At 69.6% G+C, this 17211-nt stretch carries 14 protein-coding genes; 8 read left to right on the plus strand and 6 right to left on the minus strand.

Annotated features, from left to right (window positions below; all coding sequences use genetic code 11):
• Positions 1 to 11: 11 nt before the first annotated feature.
• The 3 genes from METY_RS08525 to METY_RS08535 are packed head-to-tail and all read right to left on the minus strand — an operon-like array spanning position 12 to position 3007.
• A complete protein-coding gene (locus METY_RS08525; RefSeq protein WP_103120963.1) occupies positions 12 to 1262 on the minus strand; it encodes a Zn-dependent hydrolase in 1251 nt (416 codons plus the stop codon).
• A 19-nt stretch (positions 1263 to 1281) separates the two neighbouring features.
• Entirely contained in the window at positions 1282 to 1662 is a 381-nt protein-coding gene (locus METY_RS08530) for a hypothetical protein (RefSeq protein WP_103120964.1), read from the minus strand.
• Position 1663: 1 nt separating this feature from the next.
• A complete protein-coding gene (locus METY_RS08535) occupies positions 1664 to 3007 on the minus strand; it encodes an aspartate aminotransferase family protein (RefSeq protein ID WP_103120965.1) in 1344 nt (447 codons plus the stop codon).
• A 226-nt stretch (positions 3008 to 3233) separates the two neighbouring features.
• Between METY_RS08535 and METY_RS08540 the strand changes: the two genes are divergently transcribed.
• The 5 genes from METY_RS08540 to METY_RS08560 all read left to right on the plus strand — a co-directional run bounded on the left by METY_RS08540 (position 3234) and on the right by METY_RS08560 (position 11291).
• A complete protein-coding gene (locus METY_RS08540; protein ID WP_103120966.1) occupies positions 3234 to 4385 on the plus strand; it encodes an efflux RND transporter periplasmic adaptor subunit in 1152 nt (383 codons plus the stop codon).
• 18 nt (positions 4386 to 4403) lie between these two features.
• Positions 4404 to 7496, plus strand: a complete 3093-nt coding sequence (locus tag METY_RS08545) for an efflux RND transporter permease subunit (RefSeq protein ID WP_103120967.1) — start codon at positions 4404 to 4406, stop codon at positions 7494 to 7496.
• Between the two features lie 82 nt (positions 7497 to 7578).
• Positions 7579 to 9390 carry an ABC transporter ATP-binding protein gene (locus METY_RS08550; protein WP_103120968.1) on the plus strand — a complete coding sequence of 604 codons (1812 nt, stop codon included), beginning with the start codon at positions 7579 to 7581 and terminating at the stop codon, positions 9388 to 9390.
• Between the two features lie 331 nt (positions 9391 to 9721).
• Positions 9722 to 10942 (plus strand): porin, encoded by a 1221-nt coding sequence (locus METY_RS08555; RefSeq protein WP_103120969.1) that lies wholly within the window; start codon positions 9722 to 9724, stop codon positions 10940 to 10942.
• A 151-nt stretch (positions 10943 to 11093) separates the two neighbouring features.
• Positions 11094 to 11291: a hypothetical protein gene (locus METY_RS08560; protein ID WP_146035690.1), complete on the plus strand. Its 198-nt coding sequence runs from the start codon at positions 11094 to 11096 to the stop codon at positions 11289 to 11291.
• Positions 11292 to 11459: 168 nt separating this feature from the next.
• On the opposite strand, the gene METY_RS08565 is transcribed toward METY_RS08560, so the two are convergent.
• Both METY_RS08565 and METY_RS08570 read right to left on the minus strand, forming a co-directional pair.
• Entirely contained in the window at positions 11460 to 12365 is a 906-nt protein-coding gene (locus METY_RS08565; RefSeq protein ID WP_103120971.1) for an alpha/beta fold hydrolase, read from the minus strand.
• A 13-nt stretch (positions 12366 to 12378) separates the two neighbouring features.
• A complete protein-coding gene (locus METY_RS08570) occupies positions 12379 to 14490 on the minus strand; it encodes a lytic transglycosylase domain-containing protein (protein WP_103120972.1) in 2112 nt (703 codons plus the stop codon).
• 266 nt (positions 14491 to 14756) lie between these two features.
• On the opposite strand from METY_RS08570, the gene dapA reads away from it, so the two are divergent.
• The 3 genes from dapA to METY_RS08585 are packed head-to-tail and all read left to right on the plus strand — an operon-like array spanning position 14757 to position 16550.
• The gene (gene dapA, locus METY_RS08575) at positions 14757 to 15659 is read left to right on the plus strand and encodes a 4-hydroxy-tetrahydrodipicolinate synthase (protein WP_103120973.1); all 903 of its coding nucleotides are present in this window, start codon (positions 14757 to 14759) and stop codon (positions 15657 to 15659) included.
• 16 nt (positions 15660 to 15675) lie between these two features.
• Complete coding sequence (smpB, locus tag METY_RS08580) at positions 15676 to 16152, plus strand: SsrA-binding protein SmpB (protein ID WP_103120974.1); 477 nt, start codon at positions 15676 to 15678, stop codon at positions 16150 to 16152.
• The gene (locus METY_RS08585) at positions 16149 to 16550 is read left to right on the plus strand and encodes a DUF4345 domain-containing protein (RefSeq protein WP_103120975.1); all 402 of its coding nucleotides are present in this window, start codon (positions 16149 to 16151) and stop codon (positions 16548 to 16550) included. Before smpB ends, METY_RS08585 begins: the two co-directional genes overlap by 4 nt.
• Here METY_RS08585 and METY_RS08590 read toward each other — a convergent pair.
• A complete protein-coding gene (locus tag METY_RS08590; protein ID WP_200819632.1) occupies positions 16538 to 17179 on the minus strand; it encodes a uracil-DNA glycosylase in 642 nt (213 codons plus the stop codon). The genes METY_RS08585 and METY_RS08590 overlap by 13 nt on opposite strands.
• Positions 17180 to 17211: the final 32 nt, after the last annotated feature.

Consider the following 17211-nt stretch of genomic DNA (forward strand, 5'->3'; position numbering starts at 1 on the left):
CGAGCCCCGACTCACCCGAACTTCCGGTCGTAACGAAGAGCCGCGTCGAGCAGGACCTGGGCGCCTGCGGCGCACTGCTGCAGCGTCGAGCTCTCGGCCTCGTTGTGGCTGATCCCGTCCTTACAAGGGACGAAGATCATCGCGGTGGGCGCCACTCGCGCCACGTAGGCGGCGTCGTGTCCGGCGCCGGACACCATCCGCCGGCAGCCCTGGCCGAAGGCCTCGGCCGCGGCCTCGACCGCGGCCACGCATTCGGCGTCGAAGATCGTCGCGGGCTGGTCCCAGATGCGCACCGGCGCGCCTTCGAGCCCGAGGTCGGATGTGATCTCCGCGACCGCGTCGATGAGGTCGGCCTCCATGGCCGCGACCTTGGCGTCGTCCGGGGAGCGGAAGTCGACGGTGAGGAAGACCTCGCCGGGCGAAACGTTGCGGGAGTTCGGCTTGACCTCCATCAGCCCGACCGTGCCGACGCAGTCCGGCCGCGCCCGACCGATGCGGTCGACCGCCGCCACCACGCGCGCGGCGCCGACCAGTGCGTCGCGGCGGAGCCGCATCGGCGTCGCGCCGGAATGGGCGTCCTGGCCGACGAGCGTGATCTCGTACCAGCGGATGCCCTGAACGGCCTCGACCACGCCGACCATCTTGTCCTCGTCCTGGAGGATCGGGCCCTGCTCGATGTGGAGCTCGAAGAAGGCGGAGAACGCGCGCGCCCCGCAGGGCTCCTCGCCGCGATAGCCGATGCGGTCGAGCTCGGCCCCGAAGGTCGCGCCCTCGCGGTCGGTCTGGGCGAGCGCCGTCTCCTTCGCGATCGCGCCGGCGAACACGCCCGAGGCGAGCATCGCGGGAGCGAAGCGCGAGCCTTCCTCGTTGGTCCAGTTGACCAGCTCCAGCGGCGCGTTGGTCTCGTATCCGGCGTCGTGAAGGGTGCGGAGCACCTCGAGCCCGGCGAGAACGCCTAGGACGCCATCGAATTTGCCGCCGGTCGGCTGGGTGTCGAGATGCGACCCGAAGGCGATTGGCGCGAGGTCGTCGCGGCGACCTGGGCGGCGGGCGAACATGTTGCCCATGTCGTCGACCGTCACCGCGCAGCCCAGGGCCTCGCAGGCGGCGCGGAACCAGTCGCGCACCTGCCGGTCCTCGTCGGACAACGTCAGCCGCCGCACGCCGCCCTTGGGCGTGCCACCAAAGGCCGCCGTCTCGTGAATCGCGTCCCAGAGCCGCCGGCCGTCGACGGCGAGATTGTGGGTGGTGGGCGTCGCCATGGGATGCGCCTCCGAAAGGTCAGTAGCCGAGCAGGGCGGCGACGATGCCGACCGGCGAGGGCGATAGCCCTCGACCGACCGCGACCGCCTCCCAGACGAACAGGACGAGCGCCGTCGCGCCGAAGGCGACGCCGAAGCGGCGAAACGCCTCGCCCGACCGGCTGGCGGAGGCGGAGCGGGCGAGCATGACCGTCGCGGCGCCGAGCGCAGCGGCCACGAGGACGACGACGATGGCGTAGCGCAGGTTCGCCGCGCCGCGGATCTGCGGGCTGTGCCCGAGGCCCACGACCGAGAGCGCGATCAGGCTGATGAAGCCGAGACCCCAACCGAAGAAGGCGGCGCGGCTCAGAGGGCGGTCGTCGGAGGGACGAGGCGCCGGGGCGCCGTTGGGGAGCGTCATTTCAATCCAGCGTACGCAGCACGTCGGCGAGCGTGCCGACCAGTTCGTCGATCTGCGCTTCCGAAATGATGAGCGGCGGGGACATTGCGATGATGTCGCCGGTGGTGCGGATCATGATCCCCTTTTCATAGGCCTTCAGGAAGGCGGAGAAGGCGCGCTTGGTCGGCTGCCCCGGGATCGGCTCGAGCTCCACCGCGCCGACGAGGCCGATGTTGCGGATGTCGACGACGTGGGGGAGGCCCTTCAGCGCATGCAGCGCGTCGGCGAAGCGCTCTCCGGTCTCGCTGGCGCGGGTCAGCAGGCCTTCTTCGGCGTAGGTGTCGAGCGTCGCGAGGCCCGCTGCGCAGGCGAGCGGGTGCGCCGAGTAGGTGTAGCCGTGGAACAGCTCGATGACGTGCTCCGGGCCGTTCATGAATGCCTCGTAGATCGCCGAGGACACGAACACTGCGCCCATCGGCACCACGCCGTTGGTGACGCCTTTGGCGGTCACCATGATGTCCGGCGTGACGCCGAACCAGTCGGCGGCGAAGGGCGCGCCGAGGCGGCCGAAGCCGGTGATGACCTCGTCGAAGATCAGCAGCAGGCCGTGCTTGTCGCAGAGCGCGCGCAGGCGTTCGAGATAGCCCTTGGGCGGCAGGACAACGCCGGTCGAGCCCGCGACCGGCTCGACGATGACGGCCGCGATGGTGGAGGCGTCATGCAGCGCGACGAGGCGCTCCAGGTCGTCGGCGAGCTCCGCTCCGTGCGCCGGAATCCCGCGCGAATAGGCGTTGCGCTCGCGGTCGTAGGTGTGGCGCAGGTGGTCGGTTCCGGGCAGGCCGGGGCCGAACGCCTTGCGGTTGGTGACGATGCCGCCGACCGAGATGCCGCCGAAGCCGACGCCGTGATAGCCGCGCTCGCGGCCGATCAGCCGGAACCGGCCGCCCTCGCCGCGCACCTTCTGGTAGGCGAGGGCGATCTTCAGCGCGGTGTCGACCGACTCCGAGCCGGAGTTGGTGAAGAACACATGATCAAGGCCCTTCGGCGCGAGCGCGGTGAGGCGGCTCGCGAACTCGAAGGCCTTGGGGTGGCCCATCTGGAAGGCGGGCGCATAGTCGAGCTCCGCCACTTGCCGCTGCACCGCCTCGACGATCTTCGGCCGCGCGTGGCCGGCGTTGACGCACCAGAGCCCGGCGGTGCCGTCGAGAACCTGCCGGCCGTCCGCGGTCGTGTAGTGCATGTCCTTGGCGCCCACGAGCAGGCGCGGCGCGTCCTTGAACTGCCGGTTGGCGGTGAACGGCATCCAGAAGGCGTCGAGGTTGTTGGTCGCCGCGGGGGCGAATGCGGCGGCGGAACTCGGGGACATGACGGCTGATCCGGTCTCGAAGACAAGCGAAGGCGGCAGGGTGGGCCGCCCGCGCCCGCCGGGTCAAGGCGCGGGACGGCATGGCTCCCGCGCCGGCCTCGCGCCGGTTCGGTTCCCGATCGCGTGATCGCCGCGCACGGAGCGAAGCCTCGCGTCGTAAGAGGACGGACCGGGCGACGATGGCGCCGCCGCTCGCGCTGGATTATGGTTGTTGTCAGGAGATCGCATGCGCACGTCGTTCATCGCCCTCGCGGCCCTCGCCGCGGTTGGAGCCGGCGCCTACGCCGGATTGAACGAGCTGCTGCCGTCTCCCGTCCAAGGCGCTTTCGACAAGGTCGCCGTGGCCGCAGGCCGTTCCGGCTCCAGCGCCGCCGCGAAACCGGCTCCAGCCTCGGCGCCCGGCGTCGCCGTGGAGGCCGTCCCGGCCAAGCCCCAGACGGTCTCGTCGCGCTTCGCCTCCGTCGGCTCTCTGGTGTCCGAGGAGTCGGTGCAACTCGCGGCCGAACAACCCGGCCGGCTCGTGTCGATCAACTTCAAGGACGGCGACCGGGTGGCGGCGAACGCGCCGGTGCTCAAGTTCGACGACACGCTGCTGATGGCGGAGCTGCAGGATCTCGAAGCGCGCCTGGCGCTCGCCGAGGCCAACTACAAGCGCGCCCAGTCCCTGTCGAAGTCGGGCTACGCCACCGACACCGCCCGCGACCAGGCGATCGCCGACCGCGCGATCGCGAAAGCGGCGGTGGAGCTGGTGAAGGTGCGGCTCGGCAAGACCGAGATCCGCGCGCCGTTCGATGGCGTCGTCGGCTTCCGCCTCGCCTCGATCGGCGCCTATGTCCCGGCGGGCCAGCCGATCGTCAATCTCGAGAGCATCGACACCCTGAAGGTCGATTTCCGCGTGCCCGAGACGCGGCTCGCCGACGTCAAAATCGGCTTGGCCGTCTCAGTGTCGGTCGACGCATATCCTGGCCGGACCTTCAAGGGGAAGATCTACGCGATTGACCCGCTGGTCGACGTCAACGGCCGCGCGCTCAAGGTCCGCGCCCGTCTCGACAACGCGGACCGTCTGCTGCGCCCCGGCCTGTTCGCCCGCGTCGACGTGACGGCGGACGAGACGCAGTCGGTGGTGGTGATCCCGGAAAGCGCGCTCGTGCCGCGCGGCTCCGAGAATCTCGTCTACCGGGTGAAGGACGGCAAGGCGGTCGAGACGACCGTGAAGCTCGGCGAGCGCAGGGTGGGCGAGGTCGAGATCGTGGACGGGGTCTCGGGCGACGAGATGGTCGTCGTCGCCGGCCAGCAGCGGCTGAAGGACGGCGCCGCGGTGCGGGTCGTCGATCCGGCCCGGCAGGCCGCCGCGGCGCCCGCCAAAGCCGCCCGCTGAGGCGGGGGCCGCGCCGCCATGAAGATCGCCGAAACCTGCATCCGCCGCCCCGTTTTCGCGACGGTGCTCAGCCTCGTCATCCTGCTGGTCGGCTTCGTGTCCTACCAGCGGCTGGCGGTGCGTGAGTATCCGAACGTCGACGAACCGACGGTCTCGGTCACCACCGCCTATCCCGGCGCCGCGGCCCGGATCATCGAGAGCCAGGTCACCCAGGTGCTCGAGGACTCGATCTCCGGCATCGAAGGCATCGACGTCATCGAGAGCCAGAGCCGGCAAGAGTCGAGCCGTATCACCGTGCGGTTCAATCTCAACGTGAACCCGGATGTGGCGGCGAGCGACGTGCGCGACCGCGTGGCGCGCGTGCGCCAGAACCTGCCCGACGAGATTGATGAGCCGGTCATCGCCAAGGTGGAGGCGGACGCCCAGCCGGTCATGTATCTGGCGTTCCGGTCCGACCGGATGAACCAGCTGGAGCTCACCGACTACGTCAACCGCTACGTGCTCGACCGCTTCAAGATCCTGCCCGGCGTCGCCGACATCCAGATCTTCGGCGAGCGCAAATACGCGATGCGGATCTATGTCGACCGCAACCGCCTCGCGGCCTACGCGCTCACCGTCCAGGACGTCGAGACCGCGCTCGCCCAACAGAACGTCGAGATTCCCTCGGGCCGGATCGAAAGCGCGGACCGCGAGTTCTCGGTGCTGTCGCGCACCGGGCTGCAGACGCCCGAGGAGTTCGGGAACATCATCGTCAAGGTGGCGGACGGCGCCCAGGTGCGCCTCCGCGACGTCGCCAAGGTTGAGCTCGGCGCGGCCGACGAGCGGAAGCAGTCCCGCTACGATTCCGGCCCAGCGGTCGCGATCGGCGTCATCAAGCAGGCGACGGCGAACCCGCTGGAGGTATCGCAGGGCGTCCGCAAGGCGCTGCCCGAGATCCAGGAGGCGCTCCCCGAGGGCGTCACCGTGCTGCTGAACTACGATCAGGCCGTCTTCATCGACAAGTCGATCGAGGCGGTGTGGCACACGATCGTCGAGGCGATCGTGCTTGTGGTCCTCGTGATTTTCTTCTTCCTGCGCACAGTCCGCGCCTCGCTGATCCCGGTGGTGACGATCCCGGTCTCGCTGGTCGCGACCTTCGCGATGATGCTGGCGTTCGGCTTCACCGTGAACACGCTGACGCTGCTCGCGCTGGTGCTCGCGATCGGCCTCGTGGTCGACGACGCGATCGTGGTGCTGGAGAACATCTACCGCCACGTCGAGGAGGGCATGAAGCCCATCGACGCCGCGATCAAAGGCTCGCGCGAGATCGGCTTCGCCGTCATCGCGATGACGGTGACGCTCGCCGCCGTCTACGCGCCGGTCGCCTTCTCGCCGGGCCGTACGGGGCGTCTCTTCACTGAGTTCGCGCTGACGCTCGCGGGGGCCGTGATCGTTTCGGGCTTCGTCGCGCTGACGCTGACGCCGATGATGTGCTCGCGCATGCTGAAGCACGATCCGAACCCCGGCCGCGTCTTCATGGCGATGGAGCGCGGCTTCCGGGCGACCGAGCGCGGCTACAAGCGGCTCGTCGGCGCGGCGCTGAAGGCGCGGGTGCTCGTCGTGCTGTGTGCGCTCGGCGTCGCGGGCGGGGCGGGGCTGCTGTTCACGAGCCTCACCTCGGAGCTCTCGCCGGTCGAGGACCGCGGCATCCTGCAGATCCGCGGCCAGGCGCCCGAAGGCTCCACCATCGCCTACAGCACCCGGTACACGGAGCAGCTCGAGGCGATCCTGCGCGCCACGCCGGAGGTCGACGGCTATCTCACCATCATCGGCCAGCCGCTGATCGCGAACGTGCTCGGCCGGGCGCCGCTGAAGGATTGGAGCGAGCGCGACCGGTCGCAGCAGCAGATCATGGCGGAGCTGTCGAAGAAGCTGCGCGACATCCCCGGGCTTGCGCTGTTCACCACCAACCCGCCGGCGCTCGGCCAGCGCGGCGGCGCGCGGCCGGTGCAGTTCGTGCTGCAGACCTCCGGCGCCTACGAGGATCTGGACCGAACCGCCAAGGCCTTCGTCGCGAAGATCTCCGAAAATCCCAACCTCACCAACATCGAGAGCGATCTCGAGCTGAACGCGCCGGAGCTCAGGGTGGAGCTCGACCGCGCCAAGATCGCCGATCTCGGACTGGACGTCGCGATGGTGGGCCGAACGCTCGAGACCATGCTGGGCTCGCGGCAGGTCACCCGCTTCGAGCGCGACGGCGAACAGTACGACGTCATCGTGCAGCTCGCCAACGCCGACCGCGCGACGCCGGAGACGCTGTCGACGATCTACGTCCGCACGCCCGATCGAGACGGGCGGGGCGCGCAGATGATCCAGCTCTCGAACCTCGTGAAGGTGGCGGACTCGGTCGCGCCGCGGGAGTTGCGCCGCTTCAACCAACTGCGCTCCGCGACCATCGAGATGAACCTCGCCGGCGGCTACGCCATGGGCGAAGCGCTGGCCTATCTCGAACGGATCGCGACCGAGACGCTGCCGGAGACCGTGCAGACCGACGTCAACGGCCAGAGCCGCGAGTACGTCGCCTCCAACCAGAGCCTCGGGCTGATCTTCGGCCTCGCCATCCTGTTCATCTACCTCGTGCTCGCCGCGCAGTTCGAGAGCTTCGTCGATCCCTTCATCATCCTGCTGACCGTGCCGCTCTCCATGACCGGGGCGCTCGGCGCGCTCTGGCTGACGGGGGGCACGCTCAACGTCTATTCGCAGATCGGCCTCGTGACGCTGATCGGCCTGATCACCAAGCACGGCATCCTGATCGTGGAGTTCGCGAACCAGCTTCAGGAGCAGGGCAGGGGCCGCCGCGAGGCGGTTGTGGAGGCCGCGGCGCTGCGGCTGCGGCCGATCCTCATGACCACGGGCGCGATGGTGCTGGGCGCCGTGCCGCTGGCGCTCGCGACCGGAGCCGGCGCCGAAAGCCGGGCCCAGATCGGCTGGGTGATCGTCGGCGGCATGACTTTCGGCACGCTGCTGACGCTGTTCGTGGTGCCAGCCGTCTACAGCTTCCTTGGCCGGAAAGCGGGTGTTCCCGAGGCGCACGTCGCGCCGGCTCTGCCCGCGGCCGCTCCCGCCGAGTAGGGCCCGCGCGCTTGCGGCCCTGGGCGGGGAGGGCTACAGGCTCGCTCCGAACCCCCGCACGCCGAAGAGCTTGAAGGACAGCATGTCCGTCCCCGCGCCGCAGACCGATCCCGATCGGATCAGCGACCTTTCGCGTCGCGAGACCCGCATCGACGAGCCGTTCCGCTCCCGCGTCGGTCGTCTGAAGCGGTTCGGGCGGGAGTTCCTGCTGCCGCATGCCCGGAATCTCGTCGTAGCGGTCCTCGCGATGAGCGTTTTCGCCGGCACGGTCGTGGCTTTGCCGTGGCTGTTCAAGTCGCTCGTGAACGACATCCTCGTGCGGCGCGACGCGGGCGCGCTCTACGAGATCGTGGGCGTCGTGCTCGTGCTGTTCGGGTTGCGGGCCGCGGCGGGCTATCTGCAGCAGTACATGCTGTCGCGGGTCTCCAACCACGTCACGACCTCGCTGCAGAACCGGATCTCGAACCACCTCCTCGGCCTCGACCTGGCGTTCTTCCAGAAGAACAGCGTCGGCCAGATCATCGCCCGCGCCACCGACGACGTGAACGTGCTGAACAACACGTCCACCAACATCGTCGTCACGCTCGGGCGCGACTTGGTCACCTTTGTGGGCCTGGTGATCTACGTGCTGTGGGCGAGCCCGCAGTGGTTCCTGCTGGCGCTCGCGGGCGGCCCGCTGATCGCCATCCCGGCGGTCATCGCCAACCGCAAGCTCCGGGCTCTGATGCGGCACGGCCAGCAGCTCGGCGGCGAGATCCTCCAGGCCTTCGAGGAAGCGCTCCACGGGATCCGCGGCGTCAAGGCCGAGAACCACGAGGACGTGGAGCGGAAGCGCCTGCGCGACGTCATCGTGGGCCGCCGGAAGATCGGGCTCAAGGTGGCGCGCACCCGTGCGGCGCTGTCGCCGATCGTCGACGTCGTCACCGCCCTAGCCCTCGTCGGCGTGTTGCTGGTAGGCGGATCCCAGGTCATCGACGGCTCCAGCGACGCCGGCGAGCTGATGGCCTTCGTAAGCGCGCTGATGCTGCTCTACGAGCCGCTCCGCCGCCTGCTGCAGGTGAACGCGCAGCTGCAGATCTGCGGCGTGTCGATCGCGCGCATCTACGAGATCCTCGACCGCCGGCCCCGCATCGTGGATGCGGCCGGCGCGGTCGCGCTCGCCGATCCGTCCGGGGCGATCGTCTTCGACGACGTGAGGTTCGGCTACGATCCGGCGAAGCCGGTTCTCGACGGCTTCTCCGTAACGATCCCGGCGGGCGCCTCCATCGCCTTCGTCGGCCCCTCCGGCTCCGGCAAGACGACGGTGCTCAACCTCGTCGCGCGGCTCTACGAACCTTCGGGCGGCCGCGTCACGATCGGGGGCCAGGACATCGCCGGTGTCACGCTCGCCTCGCTTCGCGAGTCGATCGCCCTCGTCAGCCAGGACGTGCTGCTGTTCGACGCCAGCGTGCGGGCGAACATCGCCTATGGGCGGCCTGACGCGACCGACGCGGAGATCGAGGCGGCGGCGCGAGCGGCCATGGCCCACGAGTTCATCGAGCGGCTGGAAGGCGGCTACGGGTTCCGCGTCGGCCCGCGGGGAACGCGCCTCTCCGGCGGCCAGCGCCAGCGCGTGGCGATCGCGCGGGCGCTGCTGAGGAACGCGCCGATCCTGTTGTTGGACGAGGCGACCTCCGCGCTCGACGGCGCGATCGAGGCTCAGGTGCAGGCCAACATTTTCGCCGCGCGAAAGAATCGAACCACGCTGATCATCGCCCATCGGCTGGCGACGGTTGTCGCCGCCGACCTCATCTGCGTCGTCCGCGACGGCCGCGTGGTCGAACAGGGCGATCACCGCACGCTCCTCGGGGACGACGGCGAATACGCTGAGTCGCACCGCCTCCAAAGCGGCTGAATCCGGGCTCCTCCGCGTGCGCCGCGACTTGCGAAAGCGCACGAATCCTGTCCTCGCCCCGGCAAAATCCCGCGTTCGGGGGCCGGCTCATCCCAGTTTCGTGTTCTTCCAGCCACAGCGTGTGGCAAAGGCCCGGCGGGGAAGCGTCACAATCGTGATCGCGCTTGCATGCCACCAGTCCGTGAATATGGTCGGAATGCGACGTCGGGGGGGCGCCCCGGCCGCATTTACGGATCGTCCGCAGCGGGCGATCGCTTCCGGGGCGACCGGCGAAGAGGCCAAACGGTTTCGACGCTTACGGGCCTTCCAGATCTGGGGTTGGAGGAACGACATGAAACTGGTCAAGAGCCTCGTGCTTGGCTCTGCCGCCGCCTTCGTCGGCGTGACGGGCGCTTCGGCGGCCGACCTGCCGCTCGCTGAGCCGGTCGAATACGTGAAGGTTTGCGACGCCTACGGCGCCGGCTTCTTCTACATTCCGGGCACGGAAACCTGCCTGAACATTGGCGGCTATGTCCGCGCCGAGTACTCGGTCGGCGAAGTGTCCAAGACGCTCGGCGGCGTCCGTCCGAACAACGCAAGCGGTTTCCGCGCTCGCGCTCGCTTCTGGTTCGACGCTCGCACCGAGACCGAGTACGGCACCGTTCGCACCTACATCCGCGCGCAGTTCCAGCGCGACTCGGGCAGCGTGAACAACGTCGCCACCACGGCGACCGGTTCGGACGACTCGATCTTCGACAAGGCCTTCGTGCAGTTCGCGGGCTTCACCGCGGGTCTCACGGACTCCTTCTGGGACTTCAAGCCGTACCCGACCTTCACGAACCCGTTCGTGTCGGACCGCACGCTGGCCCTTATCGGCTACACCTTCGACTTCGGCGGCGGCTTCTCGGCTAGCGCGGCGATCGAAGACGGCACGGCCCGCCGCTCGAACGGCGGCGCGGTCTACCAGGAGCAGACCTACCCCGACTTCGTCGGCAACATCCGCCTTCAGCAGGGCTGGGGTGAGGCTCAGCTGTCCGGCTTCGCGCACCAGATCAACTCGTCGGCCGTCAACGACAGCGAGTGGGGCTACGGCGCTCAGATCGGCGCGAAGATCAACCTGCCGTTCCTCGCGAAGGGCGACTATCTGTGGGGCACCGCGGCCTACACCGAAGGCGCACTGTCCTACATTGGTCTCGGCAGCTCGGGCGACGCCGGCTTCGCCTCTGGCAATACGCAGAACATCGTCGGCGGCAACTCCGCTCCGGACTTCGTCATCAACGGCGGCGACATCGACAAGACCAAGGCCTACGCGTTCAACCTCGGCGTCCTGCACTACTGGTCGCCCAAGTGGCGTTCGGCCCTGCAGGGCACCTACGCCGACGTGAACGTCAAGGCGGCCGGCGCGGACTTCACCGCTTACGCAGTCACCGGCAACCTGATCTGGACGCCGGTCAAGAAGCTCGACATCGGCGCCGAGCTGAACTACATCAAGGTCAAGGACAAGGCCTCCAACTACACGCTGCGTGACGACGACGCCTTCATCGGCCGTCTCCGCATCCAGCGCGACTTCTGATCCTAGACGATCTGAAAAACGCTACGACGACCCCGCTTCGGCGGGGTCGTTTCGTTTGTGGTGGCCCCTTGGATGACTCGGAGCCGCTCGGATGGCTCCTCGCCCGGCGGAGGCCCATGAGATCTCGCCTCCGCGGACAAGCGCCGCGCGGATGAGACCGTCGACCCGCCACGAGAGCGCGACACAGATCAAGCATCGGAAAGCCGAGGCGCGTTTGGATGACGCGCGCGAGTTACGCGACGCCGAGACCGACTTTGGCGATAGCTTCGATCGGTGTTTGGTTCGCGTCTCCCACATCCAAGCGGAGACGTCGCATCAGGCGGCGATCGCGGCGCGGGTCGAGATCTAGCCCGCGCCTCGTACAGCGGCGGCGACGGATCCGGATCGCGGCCGCCCGTCCGAAGGACGCCACGCTAATAGGCTTTCGGACGACGTCGACCTCTATTTGACGGTGCGATCGGCAGTCAGCGGGAGCGGCGGGCGCGCCGGGCCGCCTTCATATGAAAAGAAGCGATGCTCAGCCGGCTAGAGACCGCCGGCCCGGCGTCTCGCTCGCGGCGAGAAACGCCGTGACGGCCGCGAGCGTCAAAGGGTCTCCGAGCTGTGGCGCGTGACCTTGTCCGGGCACGTCGAGGACCACGAGATCCGGCCTCCGCGCCTTCATGGCTCGCAGCGTCTCCCTGCTCAGGATGTCGGACGTCTCACCGCGGATCGCCATCAGCGGGACGCCGGCCATCCCGTCGAACAGCGGCCACAGGGTCGGCAGAGGCTTTTCCAGATCGAGCGACTCGAGCGAGCGCATCAGCGCCGGGTCCGTGAGCGGGGCGAGACCGCCCTCCGCCGTCTCCCGCCATGTGCGCCGCGCCATGCGCCGGAACTCGGCAGGCCCGAGCGCCGGGAAGCGCGCGCCGAACAGGTCGACCACCGCGCTCTCCGCTTCGTCCCAGGTCTTGGGCGCGGTCGCCGCGGCGAGGTAGCTGCGGATGCGGAGCAGCCCCTGCGGCTCGATCACGGGGCCGACGTCGTTGAGGATGACCGCGTGGCCGAAGCCGGGGCGCAGAGCGCCGAGGGCCATGGCCTGCAGTCCGCCGCGGGAGGTCCCGATCAGCGCCGCGTGAGCGAGGCCGAGCGCGTCGGCGACGGCGAGCACGTCGCTGGCCTCGACCCGCACGTCGTATCGCGCAGGTTTTGGGTCCCGATCCGAGAGGCCGCGCCCCCGCGCCGAGATGGCCACGACGTGGCGGCCGCCCCCGGCCGGAGAGGCGAGATGGTCGGCCAGTTCGTTGAAATCCTCGAGGCCGCGGGCCAGACCGGGCAGGCACACGACGGGCAGGCCGTGCGGCTCGGGGGGCGACCAGGCGCGGACATGCAGCCGCAGGCCGTGCGTCGTCGCGATCCGGCGATCGACGACCTCGGTCGTCATCGCGGGACGTTCGTCACTGCGCTCCGCCTGCCGCCATGTCGCGCTCGATCAGAAGCGCGGTGCGACCGTTGAGGCGCGTGCGATAGACCTGCGTGTTCTCCATCACCCGCTGGACGTAGTTGCGGGTCTCGGTGAAGGGAATGCGCTCGACCCAGTCCACCGCGTCGGTGTCGGGTTTGCGGGGATCGCCGTAGCGCTGGACCCACTCCATCACGCGGCTCGAACCGGCGTTGTAGGCGGCGAACACCATGACGTAGGAGCCGCGGAAGTCGCGGTTCAGCTCGCCGAGGTGAGCGGCGCCGATCTGGGCGTTGAACGCGGCGTCGGTCGTCAGGCGGCGGGCGTCGAACGCGACGCCAGCGTTCTTCGCGGTCTTGGCCGCCGTCGAGGGCAGCAGCTGCAGCAGGCCGCGGGCGTTGGCGTGGCTGACCGCCTTCGGATTGAACGAGCTTTCCTGCCGAGCGATCGCGTGCACCACCGGCGGCTCGATCGAGGGGCCGACGGGGCGGAAGCTCGGCACGCCGCCCGTGGGATAGGCGAGGGCGTCCATGGGATAGCCGTTGTTGATGCCGGCCTTGCCGACCACAAGCGTGGTGCGGGGGTCCTTGTAGCGCTGGGTCAGCTCGCCAAGCAGGGTGAGTTCGCCGGGGCTGCGGAGGTCGTCGGCGAGGCCCGCCGCCATCGGCAGCGCAAGCTCCGGTTCGCCTGCGCGGTAGAGTAGATCGATCGCGCGCACGGCGACGCGCGAGCCGAAGGTGGCGCGGTCGGTGGAGGTCGGGCTCGGCAGGGCGCGGATGGGCAGGTTCTGCAGGCCGAGCCGGGCGCGCGCGATCTGGCCGTAGTAGCTGGTGACGTGGCGGGCGGCCTTCTCATAGGCGGCGCGGGCGCCGCCCTGGTCGCCGGAGGCCTCGAGCGCCCGTCCCTGCCAGTAGAAGGCGCGCGACAGCGTGCCGGGGATGGTCGCCTCGGCCTGCACGCGGGCGAAGTGCCGGTACGCGGTCTTTGGATCGCTCAGCGCGCGGAGCGCGATGAAGCCCGCCAGCATGTCGGTCTCGACGCGCTCGCTGTCGCTGGAGGCCTCGGCGTGGCGGATCACCTCGTAGGCCATGCGCGCGTCGCCGATGTCGAGCAGGTCGCGGGCGACGACGCGCCGCTCCACCGACCAGGCGTCGGAGTCGACGAGGGCGGCGGCGCTGGTCGGGGCCTTGGCGAGCGCGGCCGCCGCCTCGCGCGGGCGGTCGGCGCGGCGGTTGAACTTGGCCACGGCGAAGAGATAGCCCGGGTCGGACCGACCGGCGCTGGGCACGGCGGCCAGCGCCGCCGCGGCGTCGGGTCGCTTGCGGATGACGGCCGCGCGGGCCTTGGCCACAGCCACGTAGGGGCCGCCGACGCGGGCCGCGGCGCGCAGGCCCGCATCCACATTGTCGTTGAGAAACTGCTGCTCCGCGCGGGCGCGGTGGTCGGACGCGCTGAAGAACGAGCCGAACGTCGACAGCGCCTGGCCTTCGAGCGCGCCGTCGAGATCGTCGCGGCGCCAAGCCTCGCGGGCGAGCGCCGCCCCGGCGTCGCGCTGGCCGGCGGCGACCAGCGCGCGGGCGAGCGCGAGGCGCCCCTCGGGGCGCTGCGGCTTGCCGTTGGCGGCGAAGAAGCCGCGCACCGTCGGCGCGGCGACGTTCTCAAGCCAGAGCGCCTCTTCCGCCCGTCGGCGCACCATGCTCGCCTGCGGCCAATCGCGATGGGCGCGCAGGAAGGCTTCGATGCGGGGATAGCCGACCTGCCGAGACGAGAACCGGATCGACAGCCAATCCAGCAGCGCGATCGCGCCGGGATCCCGCAACGAGCCGCGAACGCTCATGGCCCCGCCGAGGTCGCCCTTCTGGAACGCGGCGATCGCCGTCTTGATCGCGGCGACGTCGCCCGCCTGCACGCTGGCGGTCGGGGCGGAGCGGCTGGCGGAGGGTATGGCGCCGGTGGTCGGGGGATCGTAGGCGACCAGGAACTCGCCTTGAATCTGCCCGCTGGAAGCCGCGGCTTCGTCCCCGCTGCCGACTTCGGCGAGCGCGGGCAGGGCGGCGAACAGGCTGACGGCGGCTGCGCCGCGAAGGAGGGCTCTCAACGCGAACATGGCTCTCGACTTCGGGTGTTCCGCAGGCGGCTGTCGCCAGCGGTGTCAGGTCTAACTCGCTTCAATTTCGCCGGATTAGGCTTTACGAAGACCTAACTTTGGCGCCGCTGGTGTGGCGAAGACGCGTCCCCCGCGCACGATCGCGCGAGCGACCACTTTGCGCGAAGCCCCGTCGCTTGTATCAAGAGCGCCCGAATGCGAGGCGCGTCCCGCCTCATGCCCGCCTGGCGCGGGCTTTCCGCCTTGAGCCGTGAAAGCCGTCCCGCATGACTTCGACCCCGATTTTCCGCGGCTCCATGCCGGCCCTCGTCACCCCGATGACGGACGACGGCGGCCTCGACGAAGGCGCGTTCCGCGCGCTGGTGGATTGGCAGATCGCCGAAGGCACCCACGGCCTCGTGCCGGTGGGCACCACCGGCGAAAGCCCGACCCTGACCCACGACGAGCATAACAAGGTCGTGGAGTGGTGCGTGCAGGAGGCTCGTGGCCGCGTCCCAGTGATCGCGGGCGCAGGCTCGAACTCGACCGCCGAGGCCGTCGCCCTGGCGCGCCACGCCGCGAAGGCCGGCGCGGACGGCGTGCTGGTCGTCACCCCTTATTACAACAAGCCGACGCAGGAAGGGCTCTACGCCCACTTCAAGACGGTCGCCGAGGCGACCGACCTGCCGCTGATCATCTACAACATCCCGGGCCGCTCGGTGATCGACATGTCGGTCGAGACCATGGCGCGTCTCTACGAGATCAAGCAGGTCGTCGGGGTGAAGGACGCCACCGCGAACCTCGCGCGCGTCACTCAGCAGCGCGAGAAGCTGGGGCCGGACTTCATCCAGCTGTCGGGCGAGGACGTGACGGCGCTCGGCTTCATGGCGCACGGCGGCCACGGCTGCATTTCGGTGGTGGCGAACGTCGCCCCGGCGCAATGCGCCGCGCTGCAAGAAGCCTGCTTCAAGGGCGATTACGTCACCGCGCTCGCCTATCAGGACCGCCTCGGCCCGCTCCACAGCGGTCTGTTCTGCGAGACGAGCCCTGGTCCCGTGAAGGTCGGGCTGGCCATGCTCGGCCGCTGCTCGGAAGTCATGCGCCTGCCAATGGTGCCGGTCGCCGACAAGTCCCGCGTCATCGTGCGCGCCGCCATGGTTTATGCGGGCCTTATCGCGGGGAACGCGTGACCCCACATTCCCGCCCATGAACGCCAAGGCCCCCAATCCGCGCTACAAGATCGCCGCCGAGAACCGGAAGGCTCGCCACAATTACGAGATCGGCGAGACGTTCGAGGCCGGCATCGCGCTCGCCGGAACCGAAGTGAAGTCGCTGCGCCTGGGCAAGGCGACGATCGGGGAGGCATACGCCGCGGAGTACGGCGGCGAGCTGTTCCTCTATAACTCCTACATCCCCGAGTACCTGCAGGCGAACCGTTTCAACCACGAGACGCGGCGCCCGCGGAAGCTCCTGCTGCACAAGAACCAGATCAACAAGCTGGCCGGCGCCGTGACCCGTGAAGGGCTTACGGTGGTTCCGCTCAAGATCTACTTCAACGAGCAGGGCCGGGCGAAGGTCGAGATCGCGCTCGCCCGCGGCAAGAAGCTCCACGACAAGCGCGAGGCCGACCGCGAGCGGAGCTGGAACCGCGACAAGGCCCGCATCATGCGGGCGCGGGGATGACGCCGCACGCGGAACGCTGGGCGTTCCGCGCGGTCGTGGGCCTCGCCGGCCTCGTCCCGGTGGGCGGCGGTCTCTACGGCGTCCTTTCCGGCGCGGCCGCCTTCGACGGCGCGTCGAGCGCTGCGCTCGACAGCCACGTCCGCTATCTCTCAGGCTTGCTGCTCGCGATCGGCGTCGCCTTTTGGACGACGCTCGGCCGGCCGGAGCGTTATGGCCGGCGCTACTGTCTGCTCACCGCGATCGTCGTCGCCGGCGGCCTCGCCCGCCTTTACGGCGCCGTCGTCGACGGAGCGCCGCCCCCACCGATGCTGTTCGGGCTGGCGATGGAGCTCGTCGTCACTCCGGCTGTGTGCTGGTGGCAGACGCGGATTGCGTGTTCGGCGGCTCAGGTGAGGTAGGCTCGCACCCGCGCGAACACAGCCTCGAACATCTCGGTCGTGAGCACGCCCGTGTTCGTGTTGTAGCGGGAGCAGTGGTAGCTGTCGAAGAGCGTGACGCGGCCGAGCGCGTGCTCCGCGCCGTGCCGGAAAGGCGCTGCGGCCAGCCGCACGCCGAGCGCCCGGAGCGTGCTGTCGTGGGCGATCCGCCCAAGCGCGACCACTGCGCCGCCCTCCGCCACCGCGGCCAGCTCGCCCGAAAGATACGGTCGGCAGGTCGTGATCTCAGGTCCCGTCGGCTTGTTCTCCGGCGGCACGCAGCGCACGGCGTTTGTGATCCGCGCCCCTGAGAGCCTCAGGCCGTCGTCCGGCCGCTCATCGTACACGCCCTCGGCGAAACCGAAGGTCAGCAGGGTCGCGTAGAGCAGGTCGCCGGCCCAGTCGCCGGTGAACGGGCGCCCCGTGCGGTTCGCCCCCTGGAGGCCGGGAGCGAGGCCCACGATCAGCAGGCGCGGGCGCTCGGGCCCGAAGGATGGGACCGGCGCGTTATGCCACTCCGGCCGGCGCGTGCGTTGCTCCTCGCGGAACGCCACGAGGCGCGGGCAGGCCGGGCAGTCGCGCGGCGGTGCGAGGACGGAATTTTCGGGCATGGAAGAAATCGCAGGTTGGAGATCGGCCGACG

Source organism: Methylopila sp. Yamaguchi (assembly GCF_002897035.1).
Classification (GTDB): domain Bacteria; phylum Pseudomonadota; class Alphaproteobacteria; order Rhizobiales; family Methylopilaceae; genus Methylopila.

Bases quoted from the DNA above. Each gene is read 5' to 3' on its own strand.
- METY_RS08525 (WP_103120963.1), bottom strand. From the start codon at position 1,262: ATGGCGACGCCCACCACCCACAATCTCGCCGTCGACGGCCGGCGGCTC.
- METY_RS08530 (WP_103120964.1), bottom strand. From the start codon at position 1,662: ATGACGCTCCCCAACGGCGCCCCGGCGCCTCGTCCCTCCGACGACCGC.
- METY_RS08535 (WP_103120965.1), bottom strand. From the start codon at position 3,007: ATGTCCCCGAGTTCCGCCGCCGCATTCGCCCCCGCGGCGACCAACAAC.
- METY_RS08540 (WP_103120966.1), top strand. From the start codon at position 3,234: ATGCGCACGTCGTTCATCGCCCTCGCGGCCCTCGCCGCGGTTGGAGCC.
- METY_RS08545 (WP_103120967.1), top strand. From the start codon at position 4,404: ATGAAGATCGCCGAAACCTGCATCCGCCGCCCCGTTTTCGCGACGGTG.
- METY_RS08550 (WP_103120968.1), top strand. From the start codon at position 7,579: ATGTCCGTCCCCGCGCCGCAGACCGATCCCGATCGGATCAGCGACCTT.
- METY_RS08555 (WP_103120969.1), top strand. From the start codon at position 9,722: ATGAAACTGGTCAAGAGCCTCGTGCTTGGCTCTGCCGCCGCCTTCGTC.
- METY_RS08560 (WP_146035690.1), top strand. From the start codon at position 11,094: ATGAGACCGTCGACCCGCCACGAGAGCGCGACACAGATCAAGCATCGG.
- METY_RS08565 (WP_103120971.1), bottom strand. From the start codon at position 12,365: ATGACGACCGAGGTCGTCGATCGCCGGATCGCGACGACGCACGGCCTG.
- METY_RS08570 (WP_103120972.1), bottom strand. From the start codon at position 14,490: ATGTTCGCGTTGAGAGCCCTCCTTCGCGGCGCAGCCGCCGTCAGCCTG.
- dapA (WP_103120973.1), top strand. From the start codon at position 14,757: ATGACTTCGACCCCGATTTTCCGCGGCTCCATGCCGGCCCTCGTCACC.
- smpB (WP_103120974.1), top strand. From the start codon at position 15,676: ATGAACGCCAAGGCCCCCAATCCGCGCTACAAGATCGCCGCCGAGAAC.
- METY_RS08585 (WP_103120975.1), top strand. From the start codon at position 16,149: ATGACGCCGCACGCGGAACGCTGGGCGTTCCGCGCGGTCGTGGGCCTC.
- METY_RS08590 (WP_200819632.1), bottom strand. From the start codon at position 17,179: ATGCCCGAAAATTCCGTCCTCGCACCGCCGCGCGACTGCCCGGCCTGC.